The sequence below is a fragment of the Nonomuraea sp. SBT364 genome, from assembly GCF_001083785.1.
GTDB lineage: Bacteria > Actinomycetota > Actinomycetes > Streptosporangiales > Streptosporangiaceae > Nonomuraea.
In genome coordinates this window covers 110,873-127,390 of record NZ_LAVL01000007.1, presented here as the reverse complement: position 1 = coordinate 127,390, position 16,518 = coordinate 110,873, and the positions used below count along the sequence as shown (strand labels likewise).

At 69.5% G+C, this 16,518-nt stretch carries 18 protein-coding genes; 5 read left to right on the top strand and 13 right to left on the bottom strand.

Annotated elements, in window-relative coordinates:
* From ADY59_RS06045 to ADY59_RS06030, 4 genes are all read right to left on the bottom strand, one after another.
* A partial coding sequence (locus tag ADY59_RS06045; RefSeq protein WP_197093464.1) for a serine/threonine-protein kinase occupies positions 1–859 on the bottom strand: 859 nt, incomplete at its 3' end.
* Positions 860–1,068: 209 nt separating this feature from the next.
* Positions 1,069–1,872 (bottom strand): tryptophan synthase subunit alpha, encoded by an 804-nt coding sequence (gene trpA / locus ADY59_RS06040; protein ID WP_049558692.1) that lies wholly within the window; start codon positions 1,870–1,872, stop codon positions 1,069–1,071.
* Complete coding sequence (gene trpB / locus ADY59_RS06035) at positions 1,872–3,068, bottom strand: tryptophan synthase subunit beta (protein WP_082309894.1); 1,197 nt, start codon at positions 3,066–3,068, stop codon at positions 1,872–1,874. The genes trpA and trpB overlap by 1 nt, the downstream gene beginning before the upstream one ends.
* A gap of 113 nt (positions 3,069–3,181) precedes the next feature.
* Positions 3,182–4,201, bottom strand: a complete 1,020-nt coding sequence (locus tag ADY59_RS06030) for an aminotransferase class IV (protein WP_049558691.1) — start codon at positions 4,199–4,201, stop codon at positions 3,182–3,184.
* A gap of 400 nt (positions 4,202–4,601) precedes the next feature.
* Here ADY59_RS06030 and ADY59_RS51100 point away from each other — a divergent pair, with 400 nt between their 5' ends.
* Entirely contained in the window at positions 4,602–5,216 is a 615-nt protein-coding gene (locus ADY59_RS51100) for a YHS domain-containing protein (RefSeq protein WP_197093463.1), read from the top strand.
* Between the two features lie 19 nt (positions 5,217–5,235).
* On the opposite strand, the gene ADY59_RS06020 is transcribed toward ADY59_RS51100, so the two are convergent.
* Positions 5,236–6,582 carry an MFS transporter gene (locus tag ADY59_RS06020; protein WP_231618570.1) on the bottom strand — a complete coding sequence of 449 codons (1,347 nt, stop codon included), beginning with the start codon at positions 6,580–6,582 and terminating at the stop codon, positions 5,236–5,238.
* Positions 6,583–6,672: 90 nt separating this feature from the next.
* On the opposite strand from ADY59_RS06020, the gene ADY59_RS06015 reads away from it, so the two are divergent.
* Together ADY59_RS06015 and ADY59_RS06010 are read left to right on the top strand one after the other, a co-directional pair.
* On the top strand, positions 6,673–7,260 hold the full coding sequence (locus ADY59_RS06015; protein ID WP_049558687.1) for a TetR/AcrR family transcriptional regulator: 588 nt from the start codon (positions 6,673–6,675) through the stop codon (positions 7,258–7,260).
* 428 nt (positions 7,261–7,688) lie between these two features.
* Positions 7,689–9,170, top strand: a complete 1,482-nt coding sequence (locus ADY59_RS06010; protein ID WP_049558685.1) for a SulP family inorganic anion transporter — start codon at positions 7,689–7,691, stop codon at positions 9,168–9,170.
* An 82-nt stretch (positions 9,171–9,252) separates the two neighbouring features.
* Here the strand turns inward: ADY59_RS06010 and ADY59_RS06005 are convergent, their stop codons facing one another.
* From ADY59_RS06005 to ADY59_RS05985, 5 genes are all read right to left on the bottom strand, one after another.
* Positions 9,253–9,681 carry an arsenate reductase ArsC gene (locus tag ADY59_RS06005; protein WP_049558682.1) on the bottom strand — a complete coding sequence of 143 codons (429 nt, stop codon included), beginning with the start codon at positions 9,679–9,681 and terminating at the stop codon, positions 9,253–9,255.
* Positions 9,674–10,777 carry an ACR3 family arsenite efflux transporter gene (arsB, locus tag ADY59_RS06000; RefSeq protein ID WP_049558680.1) on the bottom strand — a complete coding sequence of 368 codons (1,104 nt, stop codon included), beginning with the start codon at positions 10,775–10,777 and terminating at the stop codon, positions 9,674–9,676. The genes ADY59_RS06005 and arsB overlap by 8 nt, the downstream gene beginning before the upstream one ends.
* Positions 10,778–10,795: 18 nt before the next feature.
* Positions 10,796–11,137 carry an ArsR/SmtB family transcription factor gene (locus ADY59_RS05995; RefSeq protein ID WP_049558679.1) on the bottom strand — a complete coding sequence of 114 codons (342 nt, stop codon included), beginning with the start codon at positions 11,135–11,137 and terminating at the stop codon, positions 10,796–10,798.
* Between the two features lie 89 nt (positions 11,138–11,226).
* A complete protein-coding gene (locus ADY59_RS05990) occupies positions 11,227–12,195 on the bottom strand; it encodes a GlxA family transcriptional regulator (RefSeq protein WP_053174477.1) in 969 nt (322 codons plus the stop codon).
* Positions 12,196–12,399: 204 nt separating this feature from the next.
* Positions 12,400–12,987 (bottom strand): TetR/AcrR family transcriptional regulator, encoded by a 588-nt coding sequence (locus ADY59_RS05985; protein WP_197093460.1) that lies wholly within the window; start codon positions 12,985–12,987, stop codon positions 12,400–12,402.
* A gap of 191 nt (positions 12,988–13,178) precedes the next feature.
* Here ADY59_RS05985 and ADY59_RS05980 point away from each other — a divergent pair, with 191 nt between their 5' ends.
* Positions 13,179–13,811: a DUF2867 domain-containing protein gene (locus ADY59_RS05980; protein ID WP_049558675.1), complete on the top strand. Its 633-nt coding sequence runs from the start codon at positions 13,179–13,181 to the stop codon at positions 13,809–13,811.
* 57 nt (positions 13,812–13,868) lie between these two features.
* Here ADY59_RS05980 and ADY59_RS05975 read toward each other — a convergent pair whose 3' ends face one another.
* The 3 genes from ADY59_RS05975 to ADY59_RS51095 form a co-directional block, all read right to left on the bottom strand.
* A complete protein-coding gene (locus tag ADY59_RS05975; RefSeq protein ID WP_049558734.1) occupies positions 13,869–14,426 on the bottom strand; it encodes an MOSC domain-containing protein in 558 nt (185 codons plus the stop codon).
* Positions 14,427–14,546: 120 nt separating this feature from the next.
* Positions 14,547–15,119, bottom strand: a complete 573-nt coding sequence (locus tag ADY59_RS05970) for a TetR/AcrR family transcriptional regulator (protein WP_231618566.1) — start codon at positions 15,117–15,119, stop codon at positions 14,547–14,549.
* 145 nt (positions 15,120–15,264) lie between these two features.
* The gene (locus ADY59_RS51095) at positions 15,265–15,645 is read right to left on the bottom strand and encodes a hypothetical protein (RefSeq protein WP_197093459.1); all 381 of its coding nucleotides are present in this window, start codon (positions 15,643–15,645) and stop codon (positions 15,265–15,267) included.
* A gap of 182 nt (positions 15,646–15,827) precedes the next feature.
* Between ADY59_RS51095 and ADY59_RS05960 the strand changes: the two genes are divergently transcribed.
* Complete coding sequence (locus ADY59_RS05960; RefSeq protein ID WP_231618565.1) at positions 15,828–16,490, top strand: hypothetical protein; 663 nt, start codon at positions 15,828–15,830, stop codon at positions 16,488–16,490.
* Positions 16,491–16,518 lie beyond the last annotated feature (28 nt).

Genomic DNA, 16,518 nt, shown 5'->3' with positions numbered 1-16,518 from the left:
GATCCTCCTGGTGGCGGGCGCGGGCGCGCAGGGCATCACGTGGCCGGACGAGCTCGTCGGGCGGCTGGTGGATGGCGGTCGCCGGTTCGGTCACCGGGAGCGCGAGAGCCCGCTGCACGTCCTGTAACTCCCGGACGAAGGCCCAGGCGTCCTGGGGCCGCGCGCCGGGCTCCTTCGACATCGCCCGCTCGACGAGGGCGCGCAGCGGAGCGGGGACCCCGTGCTCCGGCAACGGGGGCAGCGGCTGCCTGAGCACCCTGAGCAGCAACGGGGCGACCCCGGCATCGGCCGGATCATGGTAGGCGGGCCGCCCGGCCAGCAACTGGTAGAGCGTCGACCCGAGCGCGTACACGTCGGAGCGCACGTTCTGGGGCGAGCCGTTGAGCACCTCGGGGGCGGCGTGGTGCGGCGTGAAGGTGAGCGTGTTGGACGACAGCTGCCCGACGTCCAGCATGCGCGCCACGCCGAAGTCGGCCAGCGCCGGCTCGCCGTACTTGGAGACGAGCACGTTCTGCGGCTTGATGTCGCCGTGGAAGACGCCGGCGTCGTGCACCGCCGCCAGCGCCCCGGCGACCTTCACCCCGATCCGCAGCGTCTCGTTCACCGGGACCGTTCCCGCCGCGCGCAGCCGGTTGTAGAGGCTCCCGCCTTCGTGGAAGTCCATGACGATGTACGGCCGGCCGTTGGCGGTCATGCCGGTGTCCAGCGCCGCCACGATGTTGGGATGGTCGCTCAGCCGCCCCATGACCTCCAGCTCGCGCCGGAAGTTCCGGAGCGCCCGCTCGTCGAGGTCGGCCACCGAAAGAATCTTCACGGCGACCACCCGGCCGACCCGCTCGTGCAGAGCACGGTAAACCACGGCGAAACCGCCCTGGCCTACCGGCTCGATGAGCTGATAGCCGGGAATTTGGTCCCGTAGATCCCCCAGTGTCACCCGACAGATACTGGCATATCGGGAAATATCTTGTCATGGAACCAGTGGCACCAGGCGAGTTCAGGCGGCCGACGGCATTCCTTTCGATCGCCGCCCGCTGGTGAGCCGCGGCGGCGAATTGCGGAGCCGTCGCCTCAGAGACCGGCGCCCGAGCGCAGCTCGGTGATCAGCGCCGCCGAGGCCGTGGCGAGCGCGGCCGGGTCGTCGACGTGATCGGTGACCAGCTTCGCGAACGCCGACCCGATCACCACACCGTCCGCCCCGGCCGCGATCGCGTTGCGGACGTGTTCGGCCCGCGAGATGCCGAAGCCGAGGATGGTCGGCGGGCCGCCGTACTGCTTGAGCGTGCCGATCACCGATGCCAGCGGCGACTGGGCCTCACGCTCGGTGCCGGTGACACCGGCGCGGGACACCAGGTAGACGAACCCCTGCGACTGCTCGGCGATCGCCTTGAGCTCGGCCTCCCGCGCGTTGGGCGGCGCGATGAGCACCACCTCGATGCCATGTGCGGCCGCCACGCCGCGGAAGATCCCGGCCTCGTGCACCGGCACGTCGGCGACCAGCACCGAGTCCACGTCCGCCGCGGCGCACGCGGCGTAGAACACCTTCGGGGAAGGCGTGTAGACCAGGTTCGCGTAGGTCATCAACCCGATGGGCAGCTCGGGATACCGTTCGCGCACCTGCTTGATCAGCGCGAAGGTGCGGTGTTTGTCCACCTTGCCGAGCACCCGGGTGTAGGCGTCCTGGTTGACCGGCCCGTCCGCGGACGGGTCCGAGAACGCGAGCGACAGCTCCAGCGCCGACGCCCCGGCGGAGACCACCGCGTCGACGACGTCCAGCCACGCCTCCGGGGTCGGGTCGCCGACGACCGACCAGGCCATCACCGGCGCCCTGCCGTCGGCCCGGGCCGACTCGAACATCGCGGCGTAGCGGCTCATCAGAGCTCCCCCTTCTCCTGAAGGTATGACGTCACGGTGGCGAGGTCCTTGTCGCCCCGGCCCGAGAGGTTGACCACGACCACCTGCTCCCTGTCGGGCTCGGAGCGGATCTCCTTGAGCGCGAACGCCAGCGCGTGCGAGCTCTCCAGCGCCGGGATGATGCCCTCGCGCCTGGTCAGCGCCACGAACGCGCCGACGGCCTCGTCGTCGGTGGCCGACTCACAGCGCACCCTGCCCGAGTCGACGAGGTAGGACAACTCGGGGCCGACCGACGGGAAGTCGAGACCGGCCGAGATCGAGTGCGATTCGAAGATCTGCCCATCGGGGTCCGACAGCAGCCTGGAGCGCATGCCGAAGAAGATGCCCGGCTCGCCCTTCCCGATGGACGCGCCGTGCTTGCCGGTGTCGACCCCGTGCCCACCGGCCTCGACCGCGACCAGCTCCACCGACTCGTCCGGCACGAACGCGGTGAACACGCCGATCGCGTTGGAGCCGCCGCCGACGCAGGCGACCACCCGGTCGGGCAGCCGGCCCTCCCGCTCCAGGATCTGCGCCCGAGCCTCGTCGCCGATCACCCGCTGGAACTCCCGCACGATGGTCGGGTACGGGTGCGGCCCGGCCGCGGTGCCCAGCACGTAGTGGCTGTCCATGTAGGACCCCGACCAGTCGCGCAGGGCCTCGTTGCAGGCGTCCTTCAGGGTGCGTGACCCCGAATCGACCGGGATCACCTCGGCGCCGAGCAGCCGCATCCGCTCCACGTTGGGCTGCTGCCGCTCGGTGTCGACGCGGCCCATGTAGATGCGGCACTTCAGCCCGAACAGCGCCGCCGCGATGGCGGACGCAACACCGTGCTGGCCGGCGCCGGTCTCGACGATGATCGAGGACTTGCCCATCCGCTTGGTGAGCAGCGCCTGGCCGATCACCTGGTTGGTCTTGTGCGCGCCGCCGTGGAGCAGGTCCTCCCGCTTGAGGTAGAGCCGGGTCCTGGTGCCCTCGGTCAGGTTGCGCACCCGGGTCAGCGACGTCGGCCGCCCGGCGTACTCCCTCAGGAGGGTGCTGTATTCCTCCCTGAACGCCTGGTCGGACCAGGCGTCGACGAAGCACTTCTCCAACTGGCGGAGGGGCTCTACGAGGATCTGCGGCACGAACTGGCCGCCGTATTCACCGAAGTAGGGACCGGTAATCTGCGAGGACACCGGGCCAGGCTATTACAGAAGCGAGAAGGCCGGTCACGGCGCGCGGAAGGCCGCGTGTCTCCGCGAATCCATCCGCGATTGCCTTTATCGGCTTTACGAGCCGTCGGATCGCGTCAATCCAATCCGTAGCGGGCACGCACGTCGCCGCGATGAGAACGCGACACGATGGCCGGGTACGAGCCGTTCGCTTCGGTGAACCGCTCCGTCACCCACGCGTACTGCTCCTCGACGCGGCTCCACGTACGCGGCACCTTCCCGTCGAGCAGGTGGTCGCCGGAGCCCAGCCGCAGACGCGTCACCCGCTGGATGCCGAGCGCGGTGGACGTCGCGAACATGCACAGCTCCTCCCGCCGGACGAGCGCGTCGGTCACCTCGGACAGGCGGATGTCCCGTTCGACCGCCCGCTCGCCCATGCCGGCCAGCAGGTCCAGCACGGTCCGGCGGGTGATGCCGGGCAGGATCGAGCCGAGTCTCGGGGTGACGATCTGACCGCCGAGGCACAGGAACACGTTCATGGTCGTGCACTCCTGGAGGCAGCCGTTGTCGTCGAGCCACAGGATCGTGTCGCATCCCGTCTCGCGGGCGTTCCGCGTCGCCAGCGCGGAGCTCGTGTAGTTGCCGGCGGTCTTGACGGCCGCCAGCATCGGAACCGTCCGCGGCATGCACTCCTCGACGAGGACGCCCATGCCGTCCAGGACGGGATCGAACCTCTTCACCAGGACCGCGAAGACGTACTTGCGGCTCCGCTGCGGCATGACGTCGCCGCCTGCCGCGAACACGACGGGCCTGACGTACAGGCGCGTCGCGCTGCCGTCCCAGTTGGCCCGCACCACCCGTCCGACGGCCTCGACGAACACGTCGTACGCCGGGCAGGGCAGGGCGAGCGCCGCACACGAGACCCTCAGCCTCTCGTGGTGGTCGCGCGCCCGGAAGACGAGGAACGCCGGATCCGTGACGAAGACGCGCATCCCTTCGAAGACCGAGAACCCGAACTGGATCCCGTCCGCGCTGAACTCCGCCAGGTTTCCGACGGCGTTCGCCGTCAGCTTGGGCGGCTCGTAACCGGTGCCGTCGCCGACGCATCGCGACACCGCGACCGAAGGCAGCCACGGGTGCCCGGTCTCCCACGTCATACTGATCTCCTCATTTCACGGCAATTGTTCGAGGGGCCTGGCACGTCATTTAAGGGTGGGCCCAAATGGACTCGACGCCCCGTCTTCAATGGACTTATCGAAAGGCAGCCCGGTTAATATAGGAGGCGCAAAACGATTTTCGCAACAGTTGAGTTGCGGTGCGATTGGGCAGAATAAAACTCGAACCATGGCTATGTCTTCATGTCAATGGCCGCGTGGAGTTGTGAATCGCACACCGATGCCCGTACGGAACGCGCCGCGCTACTCCTGCCGTCGTAGCGCGGCTGCCCGCTACGACCGGCGAGGTAGCCGGGAAAGCCGTCTCCCGGGTGACGACGGCGGGGCCGCCGGTGCGAAAGCATTTCCGCGGATCGACCCTCTTCGAAAGGACGGACCGAGGATGCTCTTTGTCGAGCTACTGGTGCCCAGAGGTGTTTTCGATGAGCGAGAGCGCCGAAGCCTCGCCTTGCGGCTGAGCGCGCGGCGTCTGTTGTCGTCCGCGAACGGAGAGACGATGGCCGCCGATCCCGGTGTGATCGACCTGTTCGATTCGCTCTCCCATGTGGTGGTGCGCGAGGAGGAGGTGTGGATCGCCGGCGGCCGGTTGCTCGACCCCGCGCAGGGCCCCTGGTTCGTGGTGAACGTGATCGTCGGGATGTGGGGAAAGGAGATGAGCGAGCACCTCGTCTCCCGCATCACCGCGGAACTGGCTCAGGCGGCGGGCGATCCCGAGCCGCGGGCCGTGGTGCACGTCATCAGCCTGCCCGAGGGCGCCTACGGCCTGCACGGGCGGCCCCAGCGCTCCTCCGACGTCCTGGCGCTGATCGAGCAGGCCAAGAGCGGCCCTGCGGCGCCGGTCGCCGACGACATGGTCGTCGATCCCGTGTGCGGCGCCACGGTCCCGCTACAAGAGGCCGTCATGCTGGAGCGCGATGGGCGGACCTACGGCTTCTGCTGCCCCCACTGCCGCGGGCACTTCGTCAAACAGATGGGCGACGCGGAGGCGTCCCGATGACGCCCGTGCCCGAAGCGCGTCAGCCGCGCGGGGTGCGTCCGTCCGCCTCGGCGTCACGCCGTGGCGGAAGGGCGAGTGACAGGACGGCGGCGGTCGCCAGGATGGCCGAGATGGCCAGGAACGCGGTGCTGTAGCCGGCTGCCAGCGCCTGCGGTGTCCCGGTGGTTCCCGGTGCCAGGGTGACGAGGGCGGCCAGGCCGAGGGCGCCGCCGATCTGCTTGGTGGTGTTCATCAGGCCGGCGGCCGCTCCCGCGTCGCCGGGGTCCGCGCCGGAGGTGACGGTGGTGGTGAGGGGCGTGTTGAGCAGTCCGCCTCCCACGGAGATCGCGATGGCGGGGCCGAGGACGGCGGTCAGGTAGGGCTCGCCGGGTGCGATGCGGCTCTGCCACAGGAAGCCCGCGGCGGCGATCAGCGCCCCCGTGACGACGAGGACGCGGTCGTCGGCGCGCCGCATCAGCCACGGCGTCAGGCGCAGGCCGACGAGCATGGTGAGCACGGTGTGCGGCAGGAAGCCGAGCCCGGTCTCCAGCGGGCCGTAGCCGAGGACCTGCTGCATGGACAGGGTGAGGAAGTACCACATCGGGTTGAGACAGGCGCCGGCCAGCAGCATCACCAGGTTGCCCAGCCAGATCGGCCGTCTGCGCACCAGCCGGGGCGGAATCAGCGGGGACCGGGCGAACCGCGCCTCGACCACGACGAACAGCACCACCATGACGACTCCGGCGACCACGAATTCCACCGGCCCGTTCAGGCCGTAGGCGAGCGCGGCCAGTCCGCCGGTGGCCAGCACCGCGCCCGGAACGTCGAGGCGGTTGCCCGTCCGCGTCCGGGAACGGCGGCCGAGGAGCCGGGCCGCCCCGAGGGCCGCCACGCCGATCGGCACATTGATCAGCAGGATCCAGCGCCAGCCCGCGTACTGGGTGAGGGCGCCGCCGATGAGGTTGCCCGCCGTGCCGCCCGCCAGGCTGACCGCCGTCCACACGGCCAGCGCCCTGGTACGTCGCGGACCTTCGGCGTACGTGGTGGTCAGGATCGTCAGGGTGACCGGGGCGAGGATCGCCGCGCCGAGCCCCTGCGCGGCCCGTGCGGCGATCAGCACGGCGGCCGAGCCGGCCAGACCACCAGCCAGGGCGGCGGCGCTGAACAGGGCCAGGCCGGTGACGAACATCCTCTCGCGGCCGTACAGATCGGCCAACCGGCCGCCGAGCAGCAGGAATCCGGCGAAGGTCAGCGCGTAGGCGTTGCCGACCCACGGCAGGTGCCGGGCGTCGAAGGCCAGGCTGTCCTGGATCGCCGGCAGTGCGACGTTCACCACGGAGACGTCGAGCACCACCATGAACTGGGCGGCGCACACGAGCGGCAGCACGACCCGCAAACGACACCTCCGCAAAACAATACGATCACATCGGTATACTCAGGCTACAGGACGAGATGTCCACGTCGAAAGGTGGGAGCAATGGCCCGGGGTCCCGGAGCGCACCAGGAGCAACGGCGGGCGGAGATCGCGGATGCGGTGCTGGCGATCGTCGCCGACAGAGGCTTGCAGGCGGTGTCCCTGACCGAGGTGGCCGCGCGGGCGGGCGTCTCCCACGGCCGCGTCCAGCACTACTTCCCGGCGAAGGAGCAGCTGATCGCCGCCGCGTTCGACCGAGGCAACGCGTTGAGCAGCGCCCGCATCGACGCCGAGCTCGGCCACGACGCCGCCGGCGCGCCCGCGAGACAGGTGCTCACCGTCGTGCTGTGCGAGCTCATCCCGTACGATGCCGCGACCCGGGCGCACCTGCGCGTCCGCCAGTCCTTCGCGGCGCTCGCCCTGGCCGATGAGGCCATCGCGGGCCGGTTGCGAGCCGACTACGACCGCTTCCACCGGCAGATGGCGGACCTGATCCGGCGGGACCACGGGCACGACCGGGACGCCGAGGCGGAGGCGGTGTCGCTCGTGGCTCTGGCCGAAGGGCTGGCCTACTACGTGCTCATCGGCCTCACCCCTGCCGGCTCCGCGCGGGACCGGGTGCTTGCCGCGATCGCCGCCCTCTACGCCTGACCGGCCGCCACCCGGCCGCCACCCGGCCGTGCCCCGAAGGCCGGGTATCGTCAGCAGCACACCTTCAGCGCCTTCCGCGACAGCCCGAGCGGGTCAAGGTGACGTAAGAGTAGGTTGTGCGACCTTTCTCACCCTTCATCCGAGTGGAACCAACTCTTACGTGAGGGTACATTTAGCCATGTGGCTCGCGCGCCCAGCGAGCGCGTGTCCCCGGCATGGGTCGCCGTCCGGGGCGTCTGCCGCCAGCGATCGCCCGGGGGAACCATCGTGCTCGTCCAGCCTGCCGTTCCACAGTGCCGCTCGGACAGCATCCGGTAATCCTTCCGGCCGCGTGCGCGAGCCCCCTCATCGCTTCCTCATTCGTGCGTCGATCAGTCGTGGTCGATGACTCCTACCTGTCTGGATGGACTTTGTCTGCTCTTTCCGCCATGGCCGCGCGCCGCCCGCATATGCCCGATCTGCGCCATCTGACGCCCCGGGTGCTGCGTACCGAGTTGCTGTCGGGGTTGGTGGTGGCGCTGGCGTTGATCCCGGAGGCGATCTCGTTCTCGATCATCGCCGGCGTCGATCCCAGCATCGGGCTGTTCGCCTCGTTCACCATGGCCGTGGTCATCTCCATCGTGGGCGGCCGGTCCGCGATGATCTCGGCGGCGACCGGCGCGATCGCGCTGGTGGTCGCGCCGCTGGCCCGTGAGCACGGGCTGGGCCATCTGGTGGCGGCGGTCATCGTGGGCGGGATCTTCCAGGTGGTGCTGGGCGCGCTGGGGGTGGCCAAACTGATGCGGTTCGTGCCGCGCAGCGTGATGGTCGGCTTCGTCAACGCGCTGGCCATCCTCATCTTCATGGCCCAGGTGCCCGAGCTCACCGGCGTCCCGTGGGTGGTCTACCCGCTGGTCATCGGGGGTCTGGCACTCATGGTGTTCTTTCCGCGCATCACCAGGGCGGTGCCCGCGCCGCTGGTGTCGATCGCCATCCTGACCGCGATCACCCTCGGCGCAGGACTGGCCGTGCCCACCGTGGGCGACAAGGGCGTGCTGCCGTCATCGCTGCCGATCCCCGGCCTGCCCGACGTGCCCTTCACGCTCGACACCCTCACCCTGATCGCCCCGTACGCCTTCGCCTTCGCGCTGGTCGGGCTGATGGAGTCGCTGATGACGGCCAAGCTGGTGGACGACATCACCGACACCCACTCCGGCAAGACCCGCGAGTCCATCGGCCAGGGCATCGCCAACATCGTCACCGGGTTCTTCGGCGGCATGGGCGGCTGCGCGATGATCGGCCAGACGATGATCAACGTGAAGAACGGCGCGCGCACCCGCATCTCCACCTTCGCCGCCGGTGTCTTCCTGATGATCCTGTGCATCGTCTTCGGGCCGTGGGTGTCGCAGATCCCGATGGCCGCCCTGGTCGCCGTGATGGTCCTGGTCTCCTTCGGCACCTTCGACTGGCACTCCATCGCCCCGGCGACCCTCAAGCGCATGCCGTACGGCGAGACCGGCGTCATGGTGATCACCGTCGCCGTGGTCGTGGCCACCCACAACCTGGCCATCGGCGTGGTCGTCGGCAGCCTCGCGGCCATGGTCATCTTCGCCCGCCGCGTCGCCCACCTGGCCAACGTCACCGCCTGCCTCGACCCCGACGGCAAGCAGGTCGTCTACGCCGTCACCGGCGAGCTGTTCTTCGCCTCCAGCAACGACCTCGTCTACCAGTTCTCCTACGCCACCGACCCTGACGACGTGGTCATCGACCTCACCGACGCCCACATCTGGGACGCCTCCTCGGTGGCCGCGCTCGACGCCGTACAGACCAAGTACGCCACCCGCGGCAAGAAGGTCACCATCATCGGCCTCAACCAGCCCAGTGCCAAGCTGCACGACACACTCGCCGGACAACTCGCCGGGAGCCACTGACGCCCGCGCCGGGATCCGGCAGCACCGGGGCAAGGGCTGTGGTCCCGCTCGTCCTGCCCGCGAATCAGCGCTCCACGGGCAGTCAGCGTGACGGCTGGGCGTCCGCGCCGCCTCTCGCGTGCGCGAGAAGCTCGTCGACCAGCTTTTCGACCCTGTCGCGGATCTCGTCGCGGATCGGGCGTACCGCCTCGATGCCCTGGCCGGCGGGGTCGTCGAGCTTCCAGTCCTCGTAGCGCTTGCCGGGGAAGACGGGGCAGGCGTCGCCGCAGCCCATGGTGATGACGACGTCGGAGGCTTGGACGGCATCGGTGGTGAGGATCTTCGGCTGGGCGGTGGTGATGTCGATGCCGACCTCGGCCATGGCCTCGACGGCGATCGGGTTGATCTGGCCGGCGGGCGCGGACCCGGCCGAGCGGACCTCGATGCGGTCGCCGGCCAGGTGGGTGAGCCAGCCGGCGGCCATCTGGGAGCGGCCGGCGTTGTGCACGCAGACGAACAGGACGCTAGGCATGGGTGATCCCCTTGCTGCGGAACAGGCGGCGGCCGGCCAGGCTGACGTAGACGAGGGCGACCAGGACGGGCACTTCGATGAGCGGGCCGACGACTCCGGCCAGCGCCTGGCCGGAGGTGACGCCGAAGACGCCGACGGCCACGGCGATGGCGAGCTCGAAGTTGTTGCCGGCGGCGGTGAAGGCGAGCGTGGTGGTGCGCTCGTACGGCAGGCCGATGGCGCGGCCGGTCAGGAACGAGCCACCCCACATGAGGACGAAGTAGGCGAGCAGCGGCAGCGCGATGCGGGCCACGTCGGCGGGCTGGGAGGTGATGGTGTCGCCCTGGAGGGCGAACAGGATGACGATGGTGAACAGCAGGCCGTAGAGGGCGAGCGGGCCGACGCGTGGCAGGAAGCGGCTCTCGTACCAGTCGCGGCCCTTGGCGCGTTCGCCGAGCCTGCGTGACAGGTAGCCGGCCAGCAGGGGGATGCCGAGGAAGATGAGGACGTACTGGGCGATGTCCCACATCGACACGTCGAGCGCGGCCTGGGAGAGGCCGAGCCGGTCGGGCAGCACCTCCAGGTAGAACCAGCCGAGCGCGCCGAACGCGACCACCTGGAAGATCGAGTTGAGGGCGACGAGGACGGCGGCCGACTCGCGGTCGCCGCAGGCCAGGTCGTTCCAGATGAGGACCATGGCGATGCAGCGGGCGAGACCGACGATGATCAGGCCGGTGCGGTATTCGGGCAGGTCGGGCAGGAAGGTCCAGGCCAGGGCGAACATCAGCGCCGGTCCGGCGATCCAGTTGAGCACCAGGGAGGCGAGGAGCATGCGCCGGTCGCCGGTGACGGTGCCGAGCCGGTCGTAGCGGACCTTGGCCAGCACCGGGTACATCATGAGCAGCAGCCCGAGCACGATGGGCAGGGAGATCTCGCCGATCTTGACGGCTTCCAGTCCGGTGTTCAGGCCCGGCACGGTCCGGCCGAGCAGCAGCCCGGCCGCCATCGCCGCGATGATCCACACCGGCAGGAACCGGTCCAGGACCGGCAACCGGCCGACGACGGCCGTGGTCGCCTCCTCCGCGGGCTCCTGAGTGCGGTCGGTACGTGACGACATCGCTTCCATCCTCGCAGGTCAGACCGTGGCCGGAACGTCGAGCAGGGCGGACAGGCGCGACAGCGTCCCGGGGACGAGCCGGTAGTGGACCCAGATGCCGCGCCGTTCGGAGGTGAGCAGGCCGACGTCCTTGAGCACCTTCAGGTGGTGGCTGATGGTGGGCTGGGTCAGGTCGAAGGCGTCGGTGATGTCGCACACGCACGCCTCACCGCCCTGCCGGGCGGCCACGATCGACAGGATCCGCAGCCGCACCGGGTCTCCCAGCGCCTTGAACACGCGGGCGATCTCGGCGCTCTGGACGGCGTCCAGCTCCTCGCGCACCAGCGGCGGGCCGCACTCCAGGATCTGCAGCGGTTCCACTCAGAGCTCCCTGCATAGATGACTGTCGATACGCCATATTGACATATGTCTATGAGGCGACGTCAATCGCACCGCCCACGAGGTCGACCTCACGGTGGTCGAGGCCCCTCGGCCGGCGGCGGCGCGCACCGTGCCTCGGCTCGGGAGGCGTCGTGCTGGAGCTTCTGGCGGTAGGCGCGAGGTGAGATGCCGTGGAGCCTGGCGAACCTCTGGCGGAAGGCGGCGTGGGTGTTGAAGCCCACGCTACGGGCGATCTGCTGAATGGAGAGGTTCGTGGCCTCCAGGAGCTCGGCGGCGCGGTGCAGGCGCCGGGTCAACAGCCACGCATAGGGAGTGCTGCCGGTGAAGGCCTTGAACTGGCGGTTGAACGTGCGCTCGCTCATCAGGGCGCGGGCGGCCAGATCACTGATCGAGACCTGCTTGTCCAGGTTGGCATGCAGCCACTGGATGACGGCGCGGAGGGAAGCCGCGCCGGTGGCCGAGCCGGGCTGGTACTGGTGGCGGACCGGCTCGCCCTCGCGGTTCGGTGCCGTCAGCATCTCCCGGGCGATGGCGTCGGCCACGGGGGCACCGTGTTCGCGGCGTAGCAGGTGCATGAACAGATCGAGGCCGGCCGCGCCGCCGGCTCCGGTGACGACGCGGCCCTCGTCGATGTAGAGCGCGTCCGGCACCACGCTCACCTGGGGGAAGCGGGCGGCGAAATCGTCGATCAGGTCCCCATGCGTGGTGGCCCGCCGACCGTCCAGCAGTTGGGCGTCGGCCAGTAGATAGGCCCCGGCGCAGAAGGCGACGATGATCGCCTCCCGCCGGTAGGCGGCCCGCAGGGCCGAGGTCACGGCGGGCGACGGCCGCGGAGCCGCCGCATGTCCGGGCAGCACCACGACCAGGTCGGCCTCGGCCAGCAGGTCCAGGCCGCGCGGCACGGGCATCGGCAGGCCCAGATCGGTGCGCACGATGCCCGGCACCTCCGCGCACACGTGGAAATCGAACTTCGGCACCCCCGCATGCGTACGGTCGGCGAAGCCCCAGCCAATCGCGCCCAGCGCGAAAGAGCTCATCCCCTCCACGGCGAGTGCCACCACCGAGCGAAACGGTGCCTTCGCCCGACGCGCACCACCTGCATCGCCGCCACCGTCATGGGCCACCCGCTCGGCGGTCGTCCCTCGACGATCAGAACCCCATGAACCTGGCATACGAATACCTCCTCCACCCCACTGAGAGCCGACGGGCATCGTACTTACATACGTTCATGCATGTATACATCAGTCCGGCCGGGCGGTTCCGCCGGGGGCGCTGTTGTGCCGGTCGGCCAGGGCGGCGATGCCGGCGGCGGCAGCGGCGGCCAGATCGGCGATCACGGTGTCGTCGACGGGCAGGTTGATGATGTACAGGCCGGCCGCGAGGGAGCCGAGCAGCAGCAGGTGGGCGAGCGTGGGGTCGACGGGTCCGGCCAGTTCGCCGCGGGTCACGGCTCGTTCGATGATTTCGGCGAGGTCGGCGTGTTCGGCGGTCAGGAAGGTGTCCTGGAACCGGGTGTCCAGCTCGGGATTGGCGGCCAGTTCGGCTATCAGGGCCGGTGCCACCTGACGGGCCGCCGGGGTTGCCATGTGGACATGGAACGTGCGGACCAGGGCCAGGAGGTCCCCGTGCAGGGAGCCGGTGTCGGCCAGCGGCGACAGTCGCTGCCCGTGCATGGTGGCGGCGTACGCCATCTCGGCCTTGGAGGCGTAGCGGCGGTAGATCGCCGCCTTGCCCACCTCGGCGCGAGCCGCGACCTGGTCGACGGTCATGGCCGGGTAGCCGACCTCCTCGATCAGCTCACGGGTGGACTGCAGGATCTTGTGATCCACGCGACTGTCCCGGGGGCGCCCGCCCTGTTGCCTTCTCGCTGCCATGCCTGCATGATACGGAACGTGAGTACCGAAACTCTAGTTCCGAAACCTGATCGCGGCGAGTGCCGCCCGCCACGACACCCCCGCGTCCCCGGTCAGGCTCACCCGAAGCCACACCCTCAGCTCCCAGTGACAGGCGGTACGACGCCATGAGACTCCCCGACAGCGCGCACACCGATCAGCCGTGGCGCATCCACGAGATCGCTGCCGACTTCCACCTTGAGGACGTGTGGGCGCTGCCGACCCCAGGCGGTCCTGACGACTTCGAGCGATTCGTGCGGATGGGCGAACGGATCGCCGGCGCTGACCACAACCCGACGGACGGCTGGGCATGGCCGGCGCGAGCCCTGTGGGGACTGCGCTGGCAGCTCGGGCGGCTGCTGGGCTGGGACAAACCCGAACACGACCTCGGCGTCCGGGCGCCGTCACTGCGCGACCGGCTACCCGCCGACCTGCGCGACGGCCCACTCCCGCCGGTGCCCCACGGGGCGCCGTTTCGCCCGGTCTACCTCACGCACAACGAGATGTGCTGGGAGCTGTCCAACAAGACCGTGCACGGCCTGTCCCATTACGGATGGGTCCCCGACGGCTCGGGCGGTTACCGCGCCCAGGCTGCCGCCCTGATCAAACCGAATGGCGTGTTCGGGCGGGCCTACATGGCCGGGATCCGGCCGTTTCGCTACCTGATCGTCTATCCGCAGCTCATGAAGCAGATCGCCCACAGGTGGCAGGACACCCCGCCCGGTCCCTCCCGTGACGACCGGCACCCCATGAGCAGTTGAGGAGCTTGGACACGGTGGCCGTGAGCCGAGGCTCTGGCCACCATGTCGCGCTGAGGGCTACACCCGAGTGAGCGCATGGTGGGGAAGCGGCGGCAGTTCGACGCGAATCCGGTCTCCGGGTCTCACTGTCCCTCCCCGCGACACAGTCCCCATGATTCCCGCCAGACGGACAAGGTTTCCATCGTCGTCCGTACGCACCACCTGCTTCAGCAGCCCGTCCATGAAGCCGTTGATCTGCTGGCATGGATTGCGCAAGCCGGTCACGGAGATGACCGCGTCCCCGATCACGAGCCTGGACCCTACGGGTAGTCCCAGCAGATCAATGCCCCGGGTCGTGATGTTCTCGCCCAGGTCGCCGCTCCTGACCGCGAAGTCGGCCTCGCTCAAGAAGTCGAACAGCTCGGAGTGGATGAGATGAACCTGGCGGAGATTGGGTTGCGAGGCGTCGGCCCTGACTCGCGACCTGTGCTTCACGGTCACCCCGCAATGGGCATCCCCGTCGACACCCAGCCCCTCCAGCAGGTCGATGAAATCCCTGCTTTCCTTGCTGAACGTGTGAGCCGGGCTGAGATGTACGCCCACCACCTCCCCGGCCAGGCGAGAATTCTCCGTCATGCTCGTCACCTTTCTGTCGTGGACGCGATCCTGACGCTCGTTCTGACCCGACAGCGCCGGTTGTTCATGCTGGGAGGTCTTCGCATGCGCCCGCGGCCTTCGGGCGGAGGCGCGTGCCTGTCACGGGTGCGAGGCCGGTGACGGCGACACGATCGGGGCGACGCCGAGGACCCCGCGTACTGCTCTCTCCATGAGCTCGATGTCGTGGGGGGCGTGGCCGGCCACCTCGATCGCGACTGCCTCGAACACTCCGGTGAAGGCGGCTGCCACCAGGTGGGCCGGCGGTCCCGGCGGGATCGAGCCGCCGCGGCGACCGGCGGCGATGAGCTTGGCGCACTCGGCCTCCAGCTCGTCGATGATGTCGCCGACCGCACGCCCGACCGGGTGATCCTGCCCGGCGAATTCGACCCGCAGGGTGAGCATCACCCTGGCCATGTCGCGACGGCAGTAGAGGACATGCCCCCTGGCCATCGTCAGAAGCGAGGCCAGGGGATCGACCTCGGCGAGAGCGGGGCGGCGTACCTCGGCATTCCACGTCTCGCTCACCCACTCCACCACCGCGAGGGTGAGGTCCTCCTTGTTGGCGAACAGATGGTAGAGCGCTCCCCGGGTGTAGCCGGACTCCCTCGCCACCTGCTCCAGAACCAGGTTGGCGTACCCGTACGTGGACAGCCCTCGCGCGGCGCTCGCCAATATGGCCCCTCGCGTCCTGGCTCGCCGGTCGGCTTGTGTACGGCGCACGGCCGTCCCGCTCATGCTGCTTCCCCCGCCGTCGGCGTCCGTCCTGATCGCCATCATACATACATGGGTACATGTATGTCGGTGTGGTACGGAGTGCTCAGCCACGACTCCCGGCGGCCCGAGCATGGCCGAGGTCGGCGCGGCGCCGGGCGTGCACCTTGTTGAGGGACGAGTTTCTGCCATGCGCCTCTGGAGGCGAAACCGGGTGGCGTGCTGCCCGGAAGCCGCCTCGCGAGGTGTCGATGCGGTCCATCGGGTTGGCGTCCAGGAGGTCGTGGCGGACGGCCCACATGGTGGAGGAGGCGATCGCGGCGCGCTTGCGCGTGCGGCTGGCCGGCGTCAGGTCGGTGAGCCCGGCCAGGTAGGCGCGGACCGGTGCGGCGCTCAGCTCGGCGATGACCGGATCCAGCGTGCCGACCTCCGCCATGCGCCCGGTTGCCGGATGACGAAGGTTGTTTCGCAAGTGATCGATCAGCATCAGGGTTCCGGGGGGCCCGCCGCGACCGTATCGAGTGAGAGACGGGGGTGTGGGAGCCTGAACACATGGCGGTCAAGTGGTCCCGGCAAGAGGTCCTCGCAGCGGTCACGACATGCCTGTCACGTGCGGACGCCGTGACGGAGGGCTACTCCAGCGTCAATGTCAGACCGGAGCCCGACGGGATGTTGGTGCTCTTTCGCTGGCGGCGGGACCCGAACCTCTACGCCATCGCAGTCGAGTATCCGACGGCGCCGCGGAGTCCGTGGACCGGCCTGCCGGTGCACTCGGCGTACGAATGGGCCGCGGACGTCGCGGGACGGCTCTCGGAGGAGCTTGCGACCGGGCTGGTCCGCCGCGCCCGCCGGACGGTCCACGGCGGGTACGTCCTGCTGGACCCCCGCGATGCCCCCGACGTCGACCCACCCGGCTACTCCATCAGCCTGGTGCCCCCACATCCAACCGAGCCCGGCTCCTGGCTGGCCAAGGCGGGACTGGACGTGACCATCCCCAGACAGCTGAGCGCCGGAAGCAGGCTCGCCTGCTGGCTGCAGGCCTACGTCTACAACGAGCGCCGCATGACCGTCGTCGGCCAGGCGGCCGCGTCCTGGGAGAACGAGGAGCGCACCACCGTCCGTCTCGACCTGGTGCAGGTCCTGCCCGGCTTTCCGCCAGAGGTATGCCACGCGCTGGTGCGACTTGCGGTCTTCGAGGCGGCCGAGGCCGGCGCCCTGCGTGTGGTCACCGAGATCGACGATGCTGCCCTAGCTGAGCTGGGGTTCCGGCCCGCCCTCGGCGGCGGCCTGGTACTACACACCGATACCCAGCGGCCAGCCCAGAGCAGGTGACTCCTGCAGGACAGGCCAAGCCAACGGT

Bases quoted from the DNA above. Each gene is read 5' to 3' on its own strand.
- ADY59_RS06015 (WP_049558687.1), top strand. From the start codon at position 6,673: ATGGCCCGGGGTCCCGGAGCGCACCAGGAGCAACGGCGGGCGGAGATC.
- ADY59_RS51100 (WP_197093463.1), top strand. From the start codon at position 4,602: ATGCTCTTTGTCGAGCTACTGGTGCCCAGAGGTGTTTTCGATGAGCGA.
- ADY59_RS05975 (WP_049558734.1), bottom strand. From the start codon at position 14,426: ATGACGGAGAATTCTCGCCTGGCCGGGGAGGTGGTGGGCGTACATCTC.
- arsB (WP_049558680.1), bottom strand. From the start codon at position 10,777: ATGTCGTCACGTACCGACCGCACTCAGGAGCCCGCGGAGGAGGCGACC.
- ADY59_RS05990 (WP_053174477.1), bottom strand. From the start codon at position 12,195: ATGAGCTCTTTCGCGCTGGGCGCGATTGGCTGGGGCTTCGCCGACCGT.
- ADY59_RS06005 (WP_049558682.1), bottom strand. From the start codon at position 9,681: ATGCCTAGCGTCCTGTTCGTCTGCGTGCACAACGCCGGCCGCTCCCAG.
- ADY59_RS06030 (WP_049558691.1), bottom strand. From the start codon at position 4,201: ATGACGTGGGAGACCGGGCACCCGTGGCTGCCTTCGGTCGCGGTGTCG.
- trpA (WP_049558692.1), bottom strand. From the start codon at position 1,872: ATGAGCCGCTACGCCGCGATGTTCGAGTCGGCCCGGGCCGACGGCAGG.
- ADY59_RS05980 (WP_049558675.1), top strand. From the start codon at position 13,179: ATGAGACTCCCCGACAGCGCGCACACCGATCAGCCGTGGCGCATCCAC.
- ADY59_RS06010 (WP_049558685.1), top strand. From the start codon at position 7,689: ATGGCCGCGCGCCGCCCGCATATGCCCGATCTGCGCCATCTGACGCCC.
- ADY59_RS05960 (WP_231618565.1), top strand. From the start codon at position 15,828: ATGTTGGTGCTCTTTCGCTGGCGGCGGGACCCGAACCTCTACGCCATC.
- ADY59_RS51095 (WP_197093459.1), bottom strand. From the start codon at position 15,645: ATGCTGATCGATCACTTGCGAAACAACCTTCGTCATCCGGCAACCGGG.